The 21,163-nt window shown below is 59.9% G+C and carries 14 protein-coding genes; 4 read left to right on the top strand and 10 right to left on the bottom strand.

What is annotated here, in order from left to right:
• Positions 1-95 precede the first annotated feature (95 nt).
• Together DXD94_RS04315 and DXD94_RS04310 are read right to left on the bottom strand one after the other, a co-directional pair.
• Positions 96-1,640: a helix-turn-helix domain-containing protein gene (locus tag DXD94_RS04315; RefSeq protein ID WP_117763327.1), complete on the bottom strand. Its 1,545-nt coding sequence runs from the start codon at positions 1,638-1,640 to the stop codon at positions 96-98.
• A 241-nt stretch (positions 1,641-1,881) separates the two neighbouring features.
• A complete protein-coding gene (locus DXD94_RS04310; protein WP_117735655.1) occupies positions 1,882-3,210 on the bottom strand; it encodes an ATP-binding protein in 1,329 nt (442 codons plus the stop codon).
• A gap of 408 nt (positions 3,211-3,618) precedes the next feature.
• Between DXD94_RS04310 and DXD94_RS04305 the strand changes: the two genes are divergently transcribed.
• From DXD94_RS04305 to DXD94_RS04290, 4 genes are all read left to right on the top strand, one after another.
• Positions 3,619-4,356: a DUF4428 domain-containing protein gene (locus DXD94_RS04305; protein ID WP_117763326.1), complete on the top strand. Its 738-nt coding sequence runs from the start codon at positions 3,619-3,621 to the stop codon at positions 4,354-4,356.
• A 24-nt stretch (positions 4,357-4,380) separates the two neighbouring features.
• A complete protein-coding gene (locus DXD94_RS04300) occupies positions 4,381-5,703 on the top strand; it encodes a hypothetical protein (protein WP_117763325.1) in 1,323 nt (440 codons plus the stop codon).
• Between the two features lie 48 nt (positions 5,704-5,751).
• Positions 5,752-6,993 (top strand): SPFH domain-containing protein, encoded by a 1,242-nt coding sequence (locus DXD94_RS04295; protein ID WP_117763324.1) that lies wholly within the window; start codon positions 5,752-5,754, stop codon positions 6,991-6,993.
• Positions 6,994-7,073: 80 nt separating this feature from the next.
• Complete coding sequence (locus DXD94_RS04290; protein ID WP_117763323.1) at positions 7,074-7,916, top strand: hypothetical protein; 843 nt, start codon at positions 7,074-7,076, stop codon at positions 7,914-7,916.
• Between the two features lie 193 nt (positions 7,917-8,109).
• Here DXD94_RS04290 and DXD94_RS04285 read toward each other — a convergent pair whose 3' ends face one another.
• The 8 genes from DXD94_RS04285 to bglX form a co-directional block, all read right to left on the bottom strand.
• Entirely contained in the window at positions 8,110-8,733 is a 624-nt protein-coding gene (locus DXD94_RS04285; protein ID WP_117763322.1) for a response regulator transcription factor, read from the bottom strand.
• An 11-nt stretch (positions 8,734-8,744) separates the two neighbouring features.
• Complete coding sequence (locus DXD94_RS04280) at positions 8,745-10,223, bottom strand: sensor histidine kinase (protein ID WP_117763321.1); 1,479 nt, start codon at positions 10,221-10,223, stop codon at positions 8,745-8,747.
• A gap of 2 nt (positions 10,224-10,225) precedes the next feature.
• Positions 10,226-12,109 carry a histidine kinase N-terminal 7TM domain-containing protein gene (locus DXD94_RS04275; protein WP_117763320.1) on the bottom strand — a complete coding sequence of 628 codons (1,884 nt, stop codon included), beginning with the start codon at positions 12,107-12,109 and terminating at the stop codon, positions 10,226-10,228.
• 357 nt (positions 12,110-12,466) lie between these two features.
• Positions 12,467-13,573, bottom strand: a complete 1,107-nt coding sequence (locus DXD94_RS04270) for an ATP-binding protein (protein WP_117735670.1) — start codon at positions 13,571-13,573, stop codon at positions 12,467-12,469.
• A gap of 296 nt (positions 13,574-13,869) precedes the next feature.
• Positions 13,870-15,300: a 6-phospho-beta-glucosidase gene (locus DXD94_RS04265; RefSeq protein WP_117763319.1), complete on the bottom strand. Its 1,431-nt coding sequence runs from the start codon at positions 15,298-15,300 to the stop codon at positions 13,870-13,872.
• 247 nt (positions 15,301-15,547) lie between these two features.
• On the bottom strand, positions 15,548-17,146 hold the full coding sequence (locus tag DXD94_RS04260; RefSeq protein ID WP_117763318.1) for a beta-galactosidase: 1,599 nt from the start codon (positions 17,144-17,146) through the stop codon (positions 15,548-15,550).
• 122 nt (positions 17,147-17,268) lie between these two features.
• On the bottom strand, positions 17,269-18,723 hold the full coding sequence (locus DXD94_RS04255) for a family 43 glycosylhydrolase (RefSeq protein WP_117763317.1): 1,455 nt from the start codon (positions 18,721-18,723) through the stop codon (positions 17,269-17,271).
• 104 nt (positions 18,724-18,827) lie between these two features.
• Positions 18,828-21,053 (bottom strand): beta-glucosidase BglX, encoded by a 2,226-nt coding sequence (bglX, locus tag DXD94_RS04250; RefSeq protein WP_117763316.1) that lies wholly within the window; start codon positions 21,051-21,053, stop codon positions 18,828-18,830.
• Between the last annotated feature and the right edge of the window lie 110 nt (positions 21,054-21,163).

Genomic DNA, 21,163 nt, shown 5'->3' with positions numbered 1-21,163 from the left:
GCCGGCACCATCGTCAAGAATGTCTGGGCCGTCGCGACCCACCCCTGCTGGCCGCAGCGGCCCAAAACAGCTAAAAAAGCCCCGTCCCAAATTAGCTAGTCTTGAGGCGTCCAGGACCAGAAGAAGTTAATGAGGGCCACGCACGAGGCGGCACCGGTCTTTTTGTTGATTGAGGCGATATGACGGTAGAGCGTAGAGCGCGAAAGGAAGAGCGTTGCAGCGATATCCTGAACGCTCTCGTGCGATGCGACCAAGGCCTCCAAAATATCGCGCTCGCGCTCTGTAAGCTCAAAGGCGGCGACAAAGGCATGGAGACGTTCGTCGAGCGTGAGCTCCGGCACCTCCGCGGAAGCGGGCTCGCTCTGAGCAGACGCGCGATCCGCGCCAAGATCATCGGCAGCAAACGCCAGCTCGCCGGGCACCGCAGCGTCATCTGCCCGATGCCCAAACTGTCCCAGCAGCGAAATCGCAATGCCCACAAACAGTACGAGCACCGCACCCACCGCCAGCAGCACGTTCTGGCTCGAGATAATCGCCACCGCCGGCGCCGTCACGAGCATCGCGCAAATGTTGCTGATGACACGACCCATGCACGGCCACAGATACGACCAGTGCGCATAAACCGAAATGGCAGCAAATTTCGTCGTAAAAAACACCACGAAGAAGCCCGAACCCAGATAGAAAATCGCCATGGTCGCAAGCACATTGCCGCCATTGCCGTCGACGAGCAAGACAAAGAACGAAAGCGTGGACAACATGGCAGTGCAAGTCATGGTGATGTTCATATACGAACGACCGTGCAGGTCAAACAAGGCGCCGGCAGCTAGAGCGCTCGCCGCCATCAACAGGCGCGGCCAATCGCCCAAATCGATGGCCCCGGCGGCATGCGAGGTCGTGAGCCCTGCATTGAGGGCGGCAAACACACCGGTAAGGCAGGCGGTTGCGACCGTCAGACGCACCACGGCGCGCCGAAAAGCCGCCGTTGATTCAGAATCGTCTTGCCACTTGGCGCCAAATTCCGACGCATCCACCGAAAGCTCGGCGATATCGGACTCGCGCCCAACCTCAGGCTCACCGTGTAGCTTGGCGCGACGGACGTTGTGGAGCAGTACCACCTGCGCAACCGCACAGGCAACAAGAACAAACTGCTGCGGAATCCCCGCAGGCATCACCATATGGTTGAGCACCTGCAGCAAAACGCCCAAAGCATACGAAAGTGCCAACACGCGCGCCAAATACGGCGTCCGTGCAAAGCGTCGCGCAAAGTTGGCATGGGCGGTCGATCCGCAGTAGCCCAGTGTGCAGAACGTCAGCAACCCGCCGGCAATGAGCATCTCAAATTGAGCCGCCATCATCAACAGCAGCAACGCCGATGCCAGCAACACGCCCGCGATGTCGCTTGTCGTATCGATCGCACGGGGACGGCGGTAGTACAGAAGGGGACGCACAAGAAAGCCGATTGCGCTCGCGCCGACGATGAAGCTCTCGTAGACAACGACCTCGCTCGGCGGCACAAACTCGGCAACGCGCACGTCAAAAAGATACTCGCCAGCCAAATACGTAAAATAGAACAGCGCTAGGCATATAATCTCCCGAATGCCCCGACGTAAGTATGCGGCTGTGTCTCCCATGCCTCTCATGAATCCCCCCCCCGCCGCTCAACTGTTTGGATTTCAATTTTAATAAAGAATCAGTCCCGATAACGAAGCCAAGCTCGAAATGCCGCGAATTTGACCCCAGTAGTCCACGGCGTGCAGCGTTTTTGAGCCGTCTGTCCCAGAAGGAGCACGACGTGGACTGCTTGCTCGGCAAAGAGTGTCCCCGGCGACCAGTCGTTTAAGAACGTCCCCAATGACTACCCTAGAGCTCTCAACCCTTCATCTATGGCATTTCTTTTAGCAGGCCCGCCATATATAGGGGCAAATACAATATCGCCTTTCCATCCACCACGTTGTCCCGGTGAAGCACGACCGCCCGAGCCAATCCATAGTTTTCAACGCTCATCAGGCGATCGAGGGCAACGTGCTTTGTGCTGTACCTACCCGATTTGACCTCGATAGGCAAAACGACGGGGCTCCGCTTATCCTCGATAATAAAATCGACTTCTCCAACCTTGGCCGCGTTAAAGTAGAACAACGAAGAGTAGCCGCATGCGCGCAGCTCCTGGGCGACCGCATTCTCAAAAGCCTGCCCAAAGTTGATCGATTCCCGCTGCGCAACAATGGCCTCGACATCAGCGGGAGAAAAAGTAGAGAACAGCAGCCCCACATCGCTCAGGTAGAACTTGAAAAAACTGTCTTCCCGCGAGAGACCCAAGGGGAACATGGGCTCGCTCACCCTCTTAACCGGGATCGCAACGCCCGCATTAACAAGCCAGTCAAAATCAGGCTGCAAATCCAAAAATCGTTTCCGCTTGTCTATCCCGGTAACGAGAAAGCGCTTGTTCTCTTTATTGAGCTGCGCGGGCATGGCATCGTAGATCGTCCTGATCCGTTGAGCATGCGCGGGGGCTTCGGCGTACCGTGCGATATCTGCGCGATATGCTTCGAGAATGCCCTGCTGACGAGCGCGCATCGCCTGTGTATCATGAGTTGAGACGAACAGCTGAACGGCCTCAGGCATGCCACCCACAAGGACATACCGATAATACGTCTCGATCAACCGTTCATGAATAAACGGAGGCACTTGTTCCCGTTTGCGATAACAGGCACGAACGACATCCCATAATGATTCGTCGACTCCCAGAGCCCAGGAGAATTCCTCGAAATCCATGGGAAACATCTCGAGGATATCGATAGTACCTACCGGCAACGACCGAAAATGGAACGCCTCAATCCCGAGCATGGAGCCGGAGTAAATGACATCGAAACGATCGTCTTGCGCAAGATAACGCATCCAGGTGATGGCGTCTCCGCAACGCTGCACCTCATCAAAAAACAGAAGCGTCTTTGTATCCGAAGCGATGGGCGATGAAGCCAGTGCGGTGATTCTCACAATGAGGTCATCGAGGCTCCTTGCCTCCCCTATGAGCTCGACCGCGTCGGGTCTCTCCACGAAGTCGATTTTCAGGAAGCTTCTATAGTTGTCACGGGCGAACTGCTCGACAGCGCTTGTTTTGCCAACTTGTCGAGCACCGGTAATAAGCAGTCCCTGCCCGGTTTTAGTCTGTTTCCAGCTTTCAATTTTCTCGATTATTTTACGCTTGAGCATAACTTGCCTCCCTTTTCCTATTTTAACTGGGATAACTGCAAAATTCCAATTGAGTATTTATATATTTCAACATAATCTCAATTGGAATTGACCTCTATTGAACATTTTTAGAAAGCGTTGATCGAATTTCCGACAGCGGGTGGGGCCATAACCAACCTGTCTCTCGAGAAGAGCCCCCCCCCACAAGGAGTGTCCCCAGGTGCCGGCAGAAAGGAACGTCCCCAAGTGCCACCCTTTGGCAAAGAGTGTCCCCGGCGACTAGTCGTTTAAGAACGTCCCCGATGACTGCCCAAAATGGGCCATGTGTCCCAGTTGTGGAGACTTCTTGAGCCGCTTGGGTATCGTGAAAGGCCGCGCACTCACCCATCATCAAAAGTGACACACGCTACCAGTTGATGGGAGGCAGCCATGGGCTTCTTTGACAAGATGTTCGAGAAGAAAGAATGCGCGATTTGCGGTACCGAGCTGGGTCTTTTGGGAAAGACCAAGATCAACGAAGGCTACCTGTGCAAAGAGTGCGCCGGCAAGCTCTCCCCCTTCTTTAGCGGCTGGCGCTCCAGCACCGCAGACGACATCCGTGAGCAGCTCGCCTACCGCGAGGCCAATGCCGAACGCCTGGCGTCGTTCAACCCCACGCGCACGCTTTCTGCCGGACGCACCAACATCATGCTCGACGAGGACGCGGGCCAGCTGATCATTACCTCGCAGAGCCGCTGGCGCGACGCCAACCCCGACATCATCGAGTTCTCGCAGGTACTCGGCTGCGACATGGACATCGACGAGCATCGCACCGAGGTCTATCGCGAGACCAAGGACGGCGAGCGCAAGAGCTACGACCCGCCGCGCTACGACCTGGATTACGACTTTAACCTGACCATCCACGTCAACACGCCGTACTTTACCGAGATCGGCCTGCGCGTGAACGACTCCACCATCGAGCAGCGCGGATCCGTTGAGTACCGCGAGGCCAAGCGCCAGGCAACCGAAGTCCGCGACGCGCTGGTGCAGCTGCGCCAGGAGACGCGCGATAGCGTCGCGGCCGCCAAGGCTCCCAAGACTGCAGTCACCTGTCCCTTCTGTGGTGCAACCACGATTCCCGATGCCAGTGGGCGCTGCGAATACTGCGGCGGCGCCATCGGCGCATAGTCCCCGGCGCAGAAAGGACCGATCATGGCCTTCGAGAGCGTCAACTATCAGTGCCCTGCGTGTGGCGGCCCCCTTCACTTTGCCAGCGCCGAGCAAAAGCTCGTCTGCGACTACTGCGATTCGCGCTTTGAAGTCGAAGAAGTCGAGGCCCTCTATCGCGAGCGCCAGGACAAGGCAGATGCCAAAGCTGATGCCGCAGCCGCGGCTCCCAAACCTGCTGCCGACGACGCCGTGCAGGAGCTGGCCCAAAACGCCGGCTACATCTGCTCGTCGTGCGGCGCCGAGCTGGTCTCGGACGGCACCGTCGCCGTTACCACCTGCCCATACTGCGGCAACTCCGCCGTAGCACCCGGCCAGCTCTCGGGCGACTTCTCACCCGACTTGGTGATTCCGTTTAAGCTCGGGCGCGATGACGTTATGGCCGCGCTCAAAGACCACTACAAGGGCAAAATCCTGCTGCCCAAGAGCTTTGTCACCGGCAACCACATCGACGAGGTCCAAGGTGTCTACGTGCCGTTTTGGCTCTACGGCGCCCGCGTTGACGGCGAAGTGTACTTTGACGCGACCAACGAGACCGTGACCGAGGAATCCGACCGCACCGTCACGACCACCGACCACTACGATGCCTACCGCAAGGGAAATATCTCGTTTAAGCGCGTGCCCGTCGACGGATCGTCCAAGATGCCCGACGGCCACATGGACGCCATCGAGCCGTTTGACTACGACGCACTGCGCCCGTTCTCGGTCGCTTATATGCCCGGCTACATCGCCAACCGCTACGACGAGGATTGCGAGACCTGCAAGGCGCGTGCCGAGCGCCGCATGGAGGAGAGCACGATCTCGGCCCTGCGCGAGACCGTCGTCGACGAATATGACGATGCCACGGTCGAAAGCAAGCAGCTCGACTACACCTGGGAAGACAGCGACTACGCCCTGTTCCCCGTGTGGATGCTTTCCACCTCGTGGAACGGCAAGAGCTATCTGTTTGCCATGAACGGCCAGACCGGTCGCATGGTCGGCGAGCTCCCCTGCTCCAAGCCCAAGCTCGCCATCGCCTCGGTGCTGTTCTTTGTGATCGGGTTTGTCCTCTCCCAGATTCTCTTTATGGGCGAATACGCCTTCGATCCGGATTACCTCACCTTTGATGTCGAGGGCATCCTCATCAACATCGTTGCGCCGCTGATCATCGTAATCATCGCGGACGTACTGCTGGTAGGCCAGCTCAAGACAGCCAACGAGGCCACCCACGCCGACTGCTACTGCGGCGAGCTCGACCTGACCGAGAAGCACGACACCTTCAGCCACACCGAGACCACCGTTGTCATGAAGGACAACAAGGACGATTAGCCATTCTGACCAATACCACCCGGCCTTTGACGAGAAAGGAAGATCACCATGGGACTCTTGAAAGCTGGATTGGGCGCTGCCGGCGGCGTCATGGCCGACCAGTGGAAGGAATTTATCTATTGCGAATCGATGCCCGCTGACGTCTTGGCCTGCAAGGGCAGCAAGCGCACCGGCGGCCGCAGCTCCAACACGCGCGGCGAGGACAACGTCATCTCCAACGGCTCGGTCATCGCCGTCAACGACGGCCAGGGCATGCTCGTGGTGCAAAACGGCAAGATCATCGAGGTCGCGCTGGAGCCCGGCGAGTTCGTCTTCGATACCGGCAGCGAGCCGAGCGTCTTCAGCGGCAACCTGGGCGACTCCATCAAGGAGACCTTCGCCAATATCGGCAGCCGTTTTACCTTTGGCGGCGACGCGGGCAAGGACCAGCGCGTCTACTTCATCAACACCAAGGAGATCATCGGCAACAAGTACGGCACCGCCTCGCCCGTGCCCTTCCGCGTGGTTGACAACAATATCGGCCTGGACGTTGACATCTCCGTGCGCTGCAACGGCGAGTATTCGTACCGCATCACCAACCCGCTGCTGTTCTACACCAACGTGTGCGGCAACGTGACCGATAGCTACACGCGCGATAAGATCGACAGCCAGCTTAAGTCCGAGCTGCTCACCGCCCTGCAGCCCGCCTTTGCCAAGATCTCGGAAATGGGCATCCGCTACAGTGCCATCCCCGGCCACACCACCGAGCTCGCCCGCGCGCTCAACGAGGTCCTCTCGGCCGACTGGCGCGACCTACGCGGCGTCGAGATCGTGAGCTTTGGCGTCAACTCCATCGCCGCCTCGCAAGAAGACGAGCAGATGATCAAGGACCTGCAGAAGGCCGCAGTCATGCGCGATCCCACCATGGCAGCCGCCAACATCGCCAGCGCCCAGAGCGATGCGATGCGCGCCGCGGCGGCCAACCCCAACGGCGCGATGGCCGGCTTTATGGGCATGGGCATGGCGGGCGGCATGGGCGGCATGAACGCCAGCCAGCTGTTCGCCGCCGGCCAGGCACAGCAGCAGGCCGCCCCACAGCCAGCTCCGGCACCCGCTCCCGCACCGGCTCCTGCCGCTGCCCCCGCGGCCGGCGCATGGACCTGCAGCTGCGGTGCCACCAACACCGGCAAGTTCTGCTCCGAGTGCGGTAGTCCCGCACCCGCCCCGGCACCGGCCAAGTGGTTCTGCCCCAACTGCGGCAGCGAAAACGGCGGCAAGTTCTGCAGCAACTGCGGAACGCCCAGGCCCTAACCCCTCTATCTGGTAATTGGCGGGGGGTCCGCCACCCCCGCATTTGCTTCTATGGGCTTTCACACAAGAAGGAGGACACCATGAAGACAACGTTCAAAAAGTCCGTACTCGCATTTCTGACATGCGTCCTGGCGCTCGCCTTTGCCCTGACGGGCTGCAGCGGCGGCGGCAAAGACCCCAAGGCCAACTTCGTCGGCAGTTGGAAACTCTCGGGTGGAACCCTAGAGGGCGAAGAGCTGACCGATGAGTATATGGATATGTTCGAGGAATGGGGCATCAGCTGCATCTTGGTCCTGGACGAAGACGGCACAGGCAGCCTCGATTTGTTCTCCGAAGTTTCCGACCTAAAGTGGGAGGCCAAGGACGCTACCACCGCGAGTATCACCGTCGACAAGGAGACGACCGACGTGAAGCTCGAGGACGGCAAGCTTGTCCTTGAGGACGACGAGGACAAGCTCATCTTTAGCAAGTCCGATAAGGACCTGTCCGGTACCGTGAAGAAGGATCGCGAGGCCGCCGAGAAGAAAGAGGAAGTCGAGGAGGCCGTCGAAGACGGCGATGTCCAGAGCGTCGAAATCTCCCCCGCCGTCACTGTCGCCGATGACGACCTGTGCACCATCACCATCACCGAGAAGTTCCAGGACGACTGGGGCGACATCGGCTTTGTCGTCAACATCGTCAACAAGAGCGACAAGGACCTGACCTTCTACGCCCCCACCGGCAAGACAAACGTCAACGGCACCATGAAGGAAGCCTGGTTCTCGGCCCACCTGATGCCCGGCACCAACGCCACCGAAGAGTTCACCTTCTCGAAGGGCACGCTTGACAGCTTCGACAGCCTAGTCAACACGACCATCGGCATCGACGCCTACCTGACCGATTCCTACGAGGATGTCGCTTCCTACAGCGCAACCATCGCGTAGCGACAGACATCGACAGCCGCGGATTGGCGGACAAACCCGCGCGCGTACCAGACGGGGCCGCAGGAAATGATTCTGCGGCCCCGTCGCTTTGCGTCGCAACGCTCTGCCCACGCAAACAGGCCGCCCGCCGATTCCAGGTGCGATGCGGCGGGCGGCCTGCTTTTTAGCGTCGAAGCGCGGTCGAGAGCATCGATTACGGACGCTCCATATTGGGGACGATGCTGCCCTCGGTCACCGCATGCACGGCCAGGCGCATGATATTGTCGTAGCCGGTCTTGCTCAGAATCTCCGAGATGCGGCGCTTGACGGTGCCCTCGCTCATAAACAGCTCGGCCGCGATCTCGCGACGACTCTTGCCCTCGCAGGCAAGGCGCAAAATCGACAGCTCAACATCATCGAGGGCCGCCGTGCCCGAGAAAATGCTCTCGGGCGGTTTGGGAAACGTGCAGTAGCCCGCCAGCGTGGAGCGCATCACGCCAAACAGCTCGTCGATACCGACATTCTTGTACACAAAGCTATCGACGCCCGCCTCGCGCGCCTGATCGACAAAGGTGATCTCGGGCATACCCGTCATAATGATGACACGGCACTCGGGCAGTTCCTCTTTAATACGCGCTGCCGCCACGATGCCATTGGAATCGTGCTCGGTGCACACGTCCATCAGTATCATGTCCGGGCGCTCCTTGAGCACGACATCGAGGGCTTCGGAAGCATCGGCTATCGCGGCGACAACGGTCATATCGGACTGGTCGCCAACGGAGCGTGCGAGACTCTCGCGCAAGATGGCCTGGTCTTCGACGATGAGCACGCGGATCATGAGCTTCTCCTTTAGACCGTGGCGTTGGAGTGCAGCGGAATGGATACCGCAAGCGTAAAGGGCGGGGCGGGGCGGACTTCCAAGCTGCCGCCCAGATCTTGCGCGACACGCCTCATACCTGGGATACCCGTTCCTTCGCGATACGATACGGGGGCTGGGGACCCGTCGTTAGAAATAGTCATGTGCGCGACGGCACCAGCATCCGTCCCCTCCTGCCACAGGCGCACGTGGACCTGATGTGCCTGCGCATGCTTGGTAGCATTGGTCGAGGCTTCGCGGATAATCTGCAAGAATGCTGCGGCGACACGTGCATCCTGGGGCAGTGCACCCTCGACATCGATCTGCACGCTCACCAGGCCGAAGGCGTGGACGATATCGCCCAGCTGCTCCGAAGGCTCGCCGGCACCGCCACGGCGCAGATCGGCGGCGATTGAGCGCAGCAACGGGTCAATCTGCTCGAGCGACTCGTCGTCCAAACGCCCCTCCTCCAGATAGCGATGGAGGATAGACAGGCGCTGGCCGATCACATCGTGAACGCGGGCACGCATGCGCAGATAAGCCGCGTTGTCGGCAACTTTTTTGACTTCTTCGATCTGAGCCTGGAGCTCTTTGCCCGCAAGCGCAAGCAGGTGGTTGGCCTGCGCCAGGCGGTCATGCGCATGCGCATACTCTGTCACATCCAGACCGATTATGCGCTCGAACGAACGGCCCGAGACCATAACGTCATCGCACACAAACAGGCGAATCTCGGCGGGAGAAACCTCGACCACAACGCGCGCCTCACCAAAGCGGTCTAAATTGATGCGCACGCGGCTCTGGCTGCTTTCGGGCATTTGCATACTGAGTTTGCGCAGGTCGTTCCATGTACCGCTCATATCGCCTAGGTCGGTGGGCATATGAAGCTCCACCAGGTTTTTGCGCATGCAGCGGTTCATGAGCAGCGGATGGCCCCTCGGGTCTAGATACAGAATGCCCACGGGAATCACGTTGATGGTTTCAATCGTCGAGAACGCGGTGATGTCCTCCTGGCGGTTACGGACGTCCATCAAAAGCGCTGCGATGGAGCGGAACAGGAAGAACGCTCCCTCTGCGATAAGGACAACGGCCCACGCCGAGCCCATGGCAAAAACCACCGGCGGTGTAACGGCGACAACAAGCAGCAGCTCGGCCAGCATGATAGGGCGACGATAGTGCACCATAAGGACCACGCCATAGGCAAAGATCGCGGCATTGAGCCACAGCACTCCGCCCATTGCCCTGGCGCAAACGTCAAGCGGCGCCACCAGATACGAGCCAGACGACGCGAATAAGATGAGCGCCGAAATCATCAGGTGAAGCACAAGGCTCGTCTCGTAGGCGCAAATCACCTTACGGTTATAGGACGAGCGGCGCGATGCGATGAGCGGGACGTGGATCGTCTGCAGACACGCAGCCAGGGCAAAGACAACATCGAGCGCAACGATTTGGGGAAGGATGAGCGAAATCTGCATCGTCACTCACCCGTCCGCGGCATCAAGACGATCATGCGCAGCTGGCCGGGCTCGCCCTCAAGGCGGTATGCCACGTTGCGCCCTTGCAGAGCGCTTTCGAGCTCTTGTGCAGCGGGCGTCTGCGAAAGATCGTCCTCATCGTTGGAAAAGAGCGTGGCGCGCAGCTCGACACTGCACGAGTCGTGGTCGCCCAAGTGATACATAAGCGCCGGATGATCGGTGGTGTAGGCAAAAAACGCAAAGTCGTACACGCAGTCGTACAGCGCGCTTACCGTACTGGCGTGCAGTGGGCGGCGTATGGCGACAATCGAGGCGCAGTCGACATCGATGGTGCGCAGATCGCTTGCGAGCTCGTTGGCAATCAGCTGAATACGGTCGCGGTCAAAGCCGCTCTCCTCGTGCTGCGCCAGCGTAAGTGACCCTTTGCGCTTGCAATAGGCAACGAGCATTTTGGCGCACTGCAGCATGCGGTAACGCTCATGCGAGGACGCCTCGTCGGTAAGCGGAGGCAGCGAGCTCAGCAGGCTGTACATCTCATCGAGCGCGCGGGCAAGCGCCCGGTCCACATCTTGAACCAGCAGCGCCTCGGCCTCCTGGTCTGCCAAATGCGCCTTAAGGTCATAGTCTGCCGCGAGCAGTTCGTTTTGACGTTGCAGTTCCATACGCCGATACGCCAGCTCGCGATTGAGCTCGTTGAGCTCCGAGACCTCCTGGGCAAGGAGAGCCGACCCGCCCAGCAGCGGAAAAGCTCGATACATCACATCGGGGGCAGACGCCACGGTAAAGGCGTGGGCACGCCCGTACTCCTGCGAACGAAGCTCTTCGCGCACATCTGGCGTGATTGGTCCCGACATCGGCGTGGCATATGCCGCCTGCAAGTCGCGCGTCAGGACCTTGAGGTCGAGCGGCAGGGTATCGAAGATGCCGGCGATATCGTGATACGACGGGATGACGCCGCAATCGAGGCAAATTTCGAGTGTTACTACGCACAGCACGCAATAGACCAGCGAAAGGTTGAGTTTCCACGCCCAGGGCACACGCAGGGCATACGAAGCGGCAAAGAACGCACCGCCCAGCAACACGAGTGCCGCCGTGCCCGAAAAGCGCTGAATTCTATAAGACGAGGACCGTCCCACCAGGACAAAAAAGGCAACGATGTTAAAAGCCGTCCACGCCAGAAAGAGAAAGTAACCCCAGCCATACGTGTAGTCGTTGCTCCAGGTTTCGCTTGCGCGGTCAAAGTGGAATATCTGCCGGTGCCAATCGTTGGTGAGCACAAACGCGATAAGCAGGGCGGCCGTAATCCACAAGGCCGTGCGGTAGCGGCGGCCCGCGCGATGTTGCTCCACACCCGCGAGGCGCATGCCGCATAGCTGAAAGAGCAGCGGGATGAGCGTCATGGGCACGTAGTACAGGTACCAAAGCAGCGTGGCGTAGCTTGGCGTGAATGATTTGTACTTAAAGATGACCTCAATCATCCACAGGGCGCAGATGGCAGCGATGGCAACAAGGCGGCGGCGCAACACATAGTCCAGGCAGCGCAGGTAAGCGAGAACGCCCCAGATTGAAAACGTGACTGCGGCGACAAGTAGCGGAAAGGAGCTCGTATGAGCGAGCTCGTCCGCGACCTCTTTGGACACCTCACCATAGACGGGCACGGTGTTGGAAAGCTTGGGGTCCGAGGCGAACAGCGCCGGCAAGACCGCTAAAAGCATAAGGAACAGCGCGGTGATGGCGCCGGCGATAGCAAAGACGCGGCGGCGGTATACACGATGCGATATGCCAACAAGGAATCGCGGCATGGCAAAGAGCTTGCCGCCCCTGGGATCCGCCGCGGGTGCGGATCGGGCGGCCGCGTGACCGATATGTCGCTCGCGGGTACCCATAGTGCTTTTAGTGTACCGACAGATGGGCCCAAAAATCGGGCCACATGTCCCAAAATCCGCAGACGGCAAGGCGCCCGGCGGGCATAAGCTGCTCGCCGGGGGATCGGTTCGACGAAGAGGCCTCAGCCGTAGCAACGGATTGCCCAGCGAGAGATTTCCCAAGTACCAACTCAAACACTACATGTTTAATCTGTTTCGTTAATTGAAATGCGTAAATATGGTTAACCAAAGAATTGATATTTGGTTAAATAGTAACTGTATATTTGGTTAAACGTACTGGTAAACAATGGTGATAATTAGGCAAGTAGTCATTGGGTGTTCTTAAACGACCAGTCAAACAAGAACGTCCCCCAATGACTAATCGACAGCGAGGGTCTCCTCTAGGTATTCCTTAAAATACGGAAGGTCAAAGCCAACCCTTCCTCGGCCGCGCTCACCAATAATCCCTTGCTCAATCAGGCGAGCGCGGTATTGCGACGCATAATTGCTCTTTACGCCCATTCGCTCTGCAACGTCCGCAATCTTGCTCTCGCCCCCGTCTGCAAGCATTGCCTCCAAGAACGCTTTATCGCCTTCGGACAGTTCGTAATACGTCGGCGCCAACACGCGCTGTTCCATGTCAGAACGCGCAAGCGCAATGCCCCTTGCAGCATCTTGGGCGGTTATCTCTTCTGCCTGAGGCCGTATATCCCAAGAGCGGAAACCGACGAGCTGCATAAGAAACGGAAAACCGCCGATGGCATCTACCATCTTCTGAAGGCCGTCAGCACTCACGCGCCTGCCACCGCCCTCGATGGTCTCCTTCAATGCAACGGCAATTTCCTTGTCACTAATATTCCCCAAGTGGTGCTGAACTGATCGACGCAAAAATGAAACGGACTGGTTGCGCAGCAGCATTGACACCTGATGCGGCAGCCCCGCCATCAGCACTCCCACACGTCGGCCTTCGCGCACAAACATCTGGTACGTAGAGGCAAAACTAATCATTTCATCGAACGAAGCCGACACCTCATCGATCGTGAACAGCAAACCGATGTCATATTTGTCCAAAGCTTTTATAAGGCGAGTCATCCGCGTGCGCCAGTTTGCCGAAGGTGCCTGCTCCGGCTCCCATTCCACGCTAAATAGCTGGCCCACACTCAAACCTCTGAGCCTAGGATTTAAGCCGCTATCGATATACTCAGCCGCAACTTCACGCGTTTGCTCGTAAATGTCTTCCAGCATTCCAGGAGCAGCAGCCACGCCAACCGAAATCCAACCATGCCTTTGCGCCTCGGAGCTAAGGTATGAGAGCAGGGCCGTTTTACCTGTTCCTCGTGCGCCAACATAGATTGTTGCCAAGTTGGGATCGCCGGGGCCGCGGTCGAGCGCTCGCACAACATCATTAATAAGATACGTGCGGCCGGCCATAATTGGCGGGACGATGCCAAATGTCGGCGTAAACGGATTAATGGGCACATCCATGGAACACTCCCCCGTCAGCTCTATCCTGCTTTCACTAATTTTGCAAGTTTTAACTTCTTTTGCAAGCCTTAACTTCTTTGGCTTTCTTTCACTTCTTTTAACAAAGCGCCCGGCGGGCATAAGCTGCTCGCCGGGCGCCTTGGTTAGGAAGCTATAAAGCATGCCTTTCGAAATGCGGCGGTCAGGTCCACCTCCTAAGGGCCTGAGGTGCTCAAGATTGGGGGCGACAAGCCCGACGAAGCGTACTTAGGTACGCGAGGAGGGTTGGAGCCCCAAGGTTGAGTGCCTCAGTGCCCTTAGGCCAGGTCTTCGCCGTTGGTGGCGATAACCTTCTTATACCAATCAAAGCTCTTCTTCTTGGAGCGCTTGAGGGTGCCGTTGCCCGCGTCGTCGCGGTCGACGTAGATAAAGCCGTAGCGCTTGGACATCTCGCCGGTGCCGGCAGAGACGAGGTCGATCGGGCCCCAGGTGGTGTAGCCCAAAAGGTCCACGCCGTCCTCGGTCACGGCATCGCGCATGGCGGCGATATGCTGGCGCAGGTAGTCGATACGGTAGTCGTCGTTGATAGAGCCATCCTCCTCGACAACATCCTTGGCGCCCAGACCGTTCTCAACCACAAACAGCGGCTTCTGATAGCGGTCGTACAGGTCGTTGAGGGTGATGCGGAAGCCCAGCGGATCGATAGCCCAGCCCCACTGGCTCTCCTGCAGATAGGGGTTCTTGGCGCCGGCGAAGGCGTTGCCCTGGGTCTTCTCGACATCGGGGTTGTCGGCACCGGCAGAGCAGCGGGTGCTGTAGTAGCTAAAGCTGATGAAGTCGACGGTGTTGGCGGCCAGGATCTCGCGATCCTCATCGGTCATTCCGACGTCGATGCCCAGACGCTCGAGCTTCTTGACGGCATAGGCCGGGTAGTAGCCGCGGCTCTGGACGTCGACAAAGAAGTAGTTGTCCTGATTGTCGAGCTGCGCCTGGCGCACATCGCCCGGACGGCAGCTGTAGGGGTAGTAGGTGCCGGCAGCGAGCATGCAGCCGATCTTGACCTCGGGGTCGATCTCGTGGGCGATCTTGGTTGCCCAGGCGCTGGCGACGAGCTCGTTGTGGGCGGCCAGGTACTCGACGGCCTCCTTGTTCTCGCCCTCATCAAAAACCAGGCCGGCACCCATAAACGGCAGGTGCAAGATCATGTTGATCTCGTTGAAGGTGAGCCAGTACTTCACCAGGCCCTTGTAGCGGGTGAAAATCGTGGTCGCGAGGTTCTTGTAGAAGTCGATGAGCTTGCGATTGCGCCAGCCACCATACTCCTTGATGAGGTGAATCGGGCAGTCGAAGTGCGTGATGGTCACGAGCGGCTCGATACCGTGCGCCTGACACTCGCGGAACACGTCCTCGTAGAAGGCCAGGCCGGCCTCGTTGGGCTCGGTCTCGTCACCGTTGGGGAAAATGCGGGTCCACGCCAGGCTCATGCGGAAAGTCTTAAAGCCCATCTCAGCAAAGAGGGCAATGTCCTCCTTGTAGTGGTGGTAGAAATCGATGCCGGTCTGCGCGGGGTAGTAATAGCCGTCCTCGAAGTCGAGCATCTTGCGCTGGCCGGAGACCACCGCATAGCGCTCGGGGCCGTGCGGCGCCACGTCCACGTTGGCCAGGCCGCGGCCATCCACGTCGTAAGCGCCCTCGCACTGGTTGGCAGCCGTCGCGCCGCCCCACAGGAAGTCTTTACGGAAAGCCATGCATCAATCCTTTCACACGCTGTTTGTCGTGGTTTCAGTATCCCCGTAAGCAGCGCGCTACTCAACGGCAACGACGCAGGCCGACACTTCTTTTCGCCCCAACGGCCTCATCCGCCCGCAGCGACTGACACTTCCTGATACCTCGCTTCCTCCCCTGGCAACAGGTTCGCCTCTCGAAGTTTTTCCTCCACAGGAACCCGTCCCCGGGAAGGAAAGGAAGTGAGGGGCCGGGCGGCAATGACTGCGGCTAAGCGTACGTGATGGCCTCCAAACGAAGAAGCACGGGAGAGCTATAGCGCATAATGGCGACCTCGTCGCCGTTGAGACGGCAGTCGCGCACCCACGCGCCGTTCTCAACGGTCCCCGTCTCGAGCGACGCCACATCCACATGCGGCTCACCCGCCGCGTGCGACTCGAGCGCCAAGCCGCAACGAAGCGCAAGCAGGTACACGGCGCCGTCGGCGGCGCGAAGGGCCGCACACGCACCGGGCAGGGCACCCTCATCAAAGCTCACCTTAATTGCTATGGAACCCATATCGAGCAGGCCCTCGGCTGCCACCTCACTCGTCACGGCATCGAGCGTCGCGTACGCGGCATCGTCCTCGGCAAGTTCAAATAACTGAGCCAGCCCACGCGTGACCTCCGCATATTCCTCCCGGTCCTGAGGCGTGAGCAAAGCGGGGTCGCTCGTATCCATGCCAAAGAGAATACCCGCCGAATCGCCAAAGGGCTCGCCCATCTCCTCGTAGCCAAAAGGAGCGAAGCACAGGGCATGGTGATGGGCCACCGCCCAGACCTGGCGCGCGGCGGCGTAGGCGTGCGTCGCGGTCTCGGGGATAAAGAGCGGGTTGTCCTCGCACGCATATCCGTCGCAGACCTTGCAAAACGCCGGGATGTAGATATCGGGGCCCAGCATGTCGATGCTCGGGGCGGCATGCTTCCACACGCCCATCACGCGCAGGTTGGGACCGCCCGTGGGAAAGCGCCCAGGCTTGTGACCCTTGTCGAGCCAGCAATTGCAGGCCGTGGGCAGCGGATGCTCGGCGCGGCCCGCTGCGGCGACCGTCTCCACGTAGCGAGCCATGTGGTAGGTGGTAAACATCTCCTCGGCATGCTCGCCAAAAACCTGTTCCCACGAACCAGAGCCGGCGCCCGCTTCAAGGGCTTCCGCAAGCTCAGACGCCAGGGAGGTAGGATCGACCGCAAGCGCCTCGATCAGCTCCGTAGGCACGCTCTCCGCAAAGGCGGCATCCGCCCAAGGCGAGTGCTCACGTGCCGCGACCATCTGGCCGCACTCGTTTTCTACCTGCACGAGTATCACCGTATGATCTTGCGCATCCACCTCGCGCAGGTGCGCCATCAAAGCCGCGTAGGCGCCGGCATCCGCCGCGCGCGTCTCCTCGCAATAGAGCGAAAGCGCCGTGATCTCAAAGTTATGGAACTCGGCATAGCGAACCTTGTTCTGCCCGGGCACCATCTGCGCACGGCGAAAACGCTCGATATCGCGTTTGACCCACGCGGGCGCATAGTAGCACTGCGCATTTTTGTACGCGCCAAACCACAGCACGCCCAGGTGCAGCCCGCGCTCGCGGGCAAGCTCGAGCATCATGTCCACTTGGCCAAAGTCAAACTCGCCCTCTGCGGGCTCCAAAAGCTCCCAGGTAACCGGGGCGAGCACGGTATTCATACCGAGCGCCCGCGCGCGATCGAGAGCATCCGCAAAAGCGCGGCGCCCACCCGAGGCGGAGTTATGGCACTCGCCCGCAAACAGCGTATAGGGCCGGCCGTCCACCATCAGGCGTTGCCCGCCGCCAGCACAGGTGTACAACTGCGGAATCTCCGCCATGGCAACTCCATTCTTCCGTTTTGTTTCAACCCCCTGAGGGCCGAGCCGTGTTGAGAGCACCGGACGCGCGACCAGGGCCTACCTGTCGTCCGTGCGAGCCCGCCCCTCCGATGGGAGATGGGTTAAAGGACGGCAAACGAGGCGAGATCGACCGAACCGACGCCCTCGATAGCCAGGTAGAGTGCATGGTCACCGGCAACGGTCTTCGTCAGGGATGCGACCACCGTGCACCAGCCCTCGCCTGGCACGAGCTCGACGCGCGTCAACTCAGCGCCATCCGGCGCGTCCAAGCGTACACTCACCACACCGGCAAGATCCCCGCGCACCTCGAGCTCCACCGTGCGCTCCGCACCGGAAAACGCCAGGTATTTGTAGCCCACGCCCGCTCCATCGCAGAGGTTGGCCACATGGGTACGTGCCGAAGTCACACAGCCCGCATCGACTTCCTGGGTAATCACCGGATGGTTATCGGCGATTTCCAGATTGCCGGAATAGTGAACCGCGCCGGCCGGCCCCACCAAGTAGCAGCAAATACTCGCCGGGTACGCGCGCCCGCAAGGAAGCGCTCCGCCATTGAGCCCACAGCTCGTTATCTCTACTTGTTCGATATGTCCATCGGAAGCAATCTCGATGGGCTCAGCGCACCCCTGGCGCGCGTGCTGCGCACCGTGCGTATGACGGTGATAGAAGATGTAGTCGCGCCCGGCAATGCGCGCCATGCCGCCATGGTTGTTGCCCAGGTCCATCACAGCGGCGTCCTCGGCCTCGTGCCCGGGCAGGCCCACATCGCCGTTGGAAACGAGCACGCCGCCGTAGGTTACCGGACCTTCCGGCGTTGGCATCGTGGCCCAGCAGAGCTCATGTCCGTTTTCGCTCGAGTAGACAAAGTAGTAGCGCCCGTCGAGCACGCGGATGCTCGAGGCCTCAAAGAAGGCATGCCCTTCAAAACCCGTGTCCGCCGCCTGCGTCACTGCCGGAGCCAGATGCTTGGGTGCCGCAGCCATCGTGCGCATATCGGCGCCGAGCCGCACCACGTAGCCGCCCTCCATGGAACATGCGGGCATGCGCGAGCTCGGCTTCTTGGCGCCAAACCCATAGTAGAGCCAGCAACCCCCGTCCCCGCAGGGAAGGACTGCCGGGTCAAAGGGCATACCCCAGCCCTCCTCGCCCGCAAACGGCGAGCCGTCGGGCTTGGCAATAGGGCCCAGATAGCGGTAGCGTCCCGCCGGCTCATCGCACACGGCGACCGACATGATGCAACCGCTCGTCATGCTTAGCGTGAAGTAATACAGATAGAACCGCCCGTCGGCACCCCGGCACACATCGGGCGCGCCGTACCTGGTTCGATCGACATTGGCCGGGTCATCCTCTTTGCGCCAGATGGTCCCCTCAAACGTCCAGGAGCCCAGATCGTCCACCGGAGCTGACCAGCACACGTAGTCACCCGGGCAGTATGCGGTGCCCTCGGGTGCGTCATGGCTTCCATACACGTAGACTCGGTCACCAAAGACATGCGGTTCGCCATCGGGGATATACTCCCATCCCGGCAGATACGGATTGGTTGCGATATGAGCCATGTCAGACCCCTCCTATCGATATCGGGCGCGGTACCGGACGGACGCCGGCGACAAGACCGAACGCCTGCCGCGCACCGCGTGCACCATTCGTTAAGCAAATGCAGCTAGACGAGCTCGAACTCCCCCACCAACAGGTCGCGGCTGTTAGGCCCCGCCATGACCTCAAACGCGCCGGGCTCGCTTGCCCAGCCGTGCTCGGGCGTCCAAAAACGCAGAGCCTCCTCGCGCAGGATAAACGTCACCGTGCGGCGCTCACGCGGCGCAAGCTCAACACGCGCAAAGTCACGCAGTTCGAGCATGGGGCGCACGCGCGTTGCCACCTTGTCGTGGATATAGAGCTGCACGACCTCAGTACCAGCAATATCGCCCTCATTGGTCACGTCGATTGAGACCTCGAGGACACCGTCCACCGTAAGCTCGTCCGCACTCAGGCGCAGGTTATCGTAGCGCGCCGTATGATACGAGAGTCCGTAGCCAAAGGGGAACATCGCATCGTTAGGGCAGTCCATATAGCGGCTCACAAAGCGACCGCTATGCGTTGATGTCTTAGCGGGACGTCCGGTGGAGAACTGCGCATAGTAGAGCGGCTCCTGGCCCACGTTATGTGGGAAGCTCACCGTGAGCCTGCCGCTCGGATTGACCGTTCCAAAGAGCACGTCGGCTACCGAACGCCCACCAGCCGTACCGGGGAACCACGCCTCTACGATTGCATCGCAATCATCGATCACGTCAGTGAGGGAAAGAGGACGCCCGTTAAAGAGCACGAGCACCACAGGCTTGCCGAGCGCGCGCACGCGCTTGAGCAGGCGCTTCTGCGGAGCCGGTATGGTAATGTCCGTACGCGCTCCGCCCTCACCGCTCTGCAGCATGTGTTCTCCGAGCGCCATGACCACCACGTCGCTCGATGCGGCCAGCTCGAGCGCCTCGGCAGCCATCGTCTCTAGATCCGCGCCCTCGCCCGTCGGCGCACCGAACGCGGGAATCTTGCCAAACTCCCCAAGCTCGCTGTAGTCGTCGAGCGTGGGACAGCCTTGGGCCCACGCAAAGCCGTCGTCGCCCATTACCTCGGCAAATGCCTCGGCAAGCGTTACGGAATGAGTTTTATCGGCATGAATCGCCCACATGCCGATGATGTCTCGGCTGTTGGCATAGGGACCGATGAGCGCCACGCGCGGAGCGTTGCCCCCGGTCGTAAGCGGTAGCAGCCCACCTTCGTTTTTAAGGAGCACGAGGGCCTCGTCGCACGTTTTACGCGCGCTCTCAAGACGCTCCGGCGTGCACGTGACCTCCGTACGGCGCTCGGGCGAGCACGTACGATACGGGTCCTCAAACAGACCGAGTCTGTTCTTGAGCTCGAGCACGCGCATGCAGGCGGTATCGATCTGCTCGAGCGAAACCTCACCCGTTTCGATGAGGGCCTCAAGCTCATGTGCGTAGCAGGGCGTCTTCATGTCGATGTCCACGGTGGCATTCATGGCGAGCTTGGCCGCCTCGCGACGGTTTGCCGCCACACCGTGTGCCCTGAGCTCGTCGATCGCCGCGTAATCGGTGATGATGGGACCGTCAAAGCCCCACTCGTCGCGCAACACGTCGTGCATGAGCCAGCGGTTTGCCGTGGCGGGGATGCCATCGATGGTGTTGAAGCTCGTCATCACCAAATCGCAACCGGCCTCGACCGCCGCACGGTACGGAGGCAGGTACTCGTTGCGCAGGCGCCACTCGCTCATATCCACTGTGTTGTACTCGCGACCCGCCTCGGGCGCACCATAGCCCGCAAAGTGTTTGACGCAGCTGGCCAAGCTCTTCTGCGGCGTACCGTCACCCTTAAAGCCCTCGACCATCGCGCGAGCGAAGCGGCTGCTTAGGTACGGATCCTCGCCCGGCATCTCCAGGCAGCGACCCCAACGGGCATCGCGCACCACGTCCACCGGCGGGCTAAAGGTCACCATGCAGCCATCGGCCACGGCCTCTTCGGCAATAAGGTTGTAATCCTCGCGGATAAGCTCTGGGTCCCACGTGGCTCCCAGGCCCAGGGGGATTGGATAGCAGGTTTGATAGCCATAGATCACATCGGCCATAAAGACGAGCGGGATCTTAAGACGGCTGCGCTCAAGATATGCATCTTGGATACGATGCACTTCCTCGGCGCCCAACACGTTGAGCACGCTGCCGCATACGTCAACATCTTCTTGCGTCACGCCCAGCTTGGCACGCGGACCAACCGCTACGGCATCGGTGCCAAAGCACCCACCGTCAAGCTGCACCAACTGCCCGATCTTCTCGCGCAGGGTCATACGCCCCAAAAGGTCAACGAGCTCGGATTGCTTCATGGCTACCTCGTTTCTGTTGTGTGCCCTTATGGGAGGACGCCGGATTCGTGTAGGGGTCAGCGCCCTCCCATAAGGGCACACGGGGCGCATCTGGCGCCGCGCCCCGTGTG

The sequence above is a fragment of the Collinsella sp. TM10-22 genome (assembly GCF_003466125.1).
Taxonomy (GTDB): domain Bacteria; phylum Actinomycetota; class Coriobacteriia; order Coriobacteriales; family Coriobacteriaceae; genus Collinsella.
Note: the sequence above shows the minus strand (reverse complement) of the source record. Positions and strands in the feature narration are given on the sequence as shown.

Excerpts from the sequence above, each read along its gene's own strand:
- DXD94_RS04295 (WP_117763324.1), top strand. The coding sequence starts at position 5,752 with ATGGGACTCTTGAAAGCTGGATTGGGCGCTGCCGGCGGCGTCATGGCC.
- DXD94_RS04285 (WP_117763322.1), bottom strand. The coding sequence starts at position 8,733 with ATGATCCGCGTGCTCATCGTCGAAGACCAGGCCATCTTGCGCGAGAGT.
- DXD94_RS04270 (WP_117735670.1), bottom strand. The coding sequence starts at position 13,573 with ATGGATGTGCCCATTAATCCGTTTACGCCGACATTTGGCATCGTCCCG.
- DXD94_RS04275 (WP_117763320.1), bottom strand. The coding sequence starts at position 12,109 with ATGGGTACCCGCGAGCGACATATCGGTCACGCGGCCGCCCGATCCGCA.
- DXD94_RS04280 (WP_117763321.1), bottom strand. The coding sequence starts at position 10,223 with ATGCAGATTTCGCTCATCCTTCCCCAAATCGTTGCGCTCGATGTTGTC.
- DXD94_RS04260 (WP_117763318.1), bottom strand. The coding sequence starts at position 17,146 with ATGGCGGAGATTCCGCAGTTGTACACCTGTGCTGGCGGCGGGCAACGC.
- DXD94_RS04265 (WP_117763319.1), bottom strand. The coding sequence starts at position 15,300 with ATGGCTTTCCGTAAAGACTTCCTGTGGGGCGGCGCGACGGCTGCCAAC.
- DXD94_RS04305 (WP_117763326.1), top strand. The coding sequence starts at position 3,619 with ATGGGCTTCTTTGACAAGATGTTCGAGAAGAAAGAATGCGCGATTTGC.
- bglX (WP_117763316.1), bottom strand. The coding sequence starts at position 21,053 with ATGAAGCAATCCGAGCTCGTTGACCTTTTGGGGCGTATGACCCTGCGC.
- DXD94_RS04300 (WP_117763325.1), top strand. The coding sequence starts at position 4,381 with ATGGCCTTCGAGAGCGTCAACTATCAGTGCCCTGCGTGTGGCGGCCCC.
- DXD94_RS04310 (WP_117735655.1), bottom strand. The coding sequence starts at position 3,210 with ATGCTCAAGCGTAAAATAATCGAGAAAATTGAAAGCTGGAAACAGACT.
- DXD94_RS04290 (WP_117763323.1), top strand. The coding sequence starts at position 7,074 with ATGAAGACAACGTTCAAAAAGTCCGTACTCGCATTTCTGACATGCGTC.
- DXD94_RS04255 (WP_117763317.1), bottom strand. The coding sequence starts at position 18,723 with ATGGCTCATATCGCAACCAATCCGTATCTGCCGGGATGGGAGTATATC.
- DXD94_RS04315 (WP_117763327.1), bottom strand. The coding sequence starts at position 1,640 with ATGAGAGGCATGGGAGACACAGCCGCATACTTACGTCGGGGCATTCGG.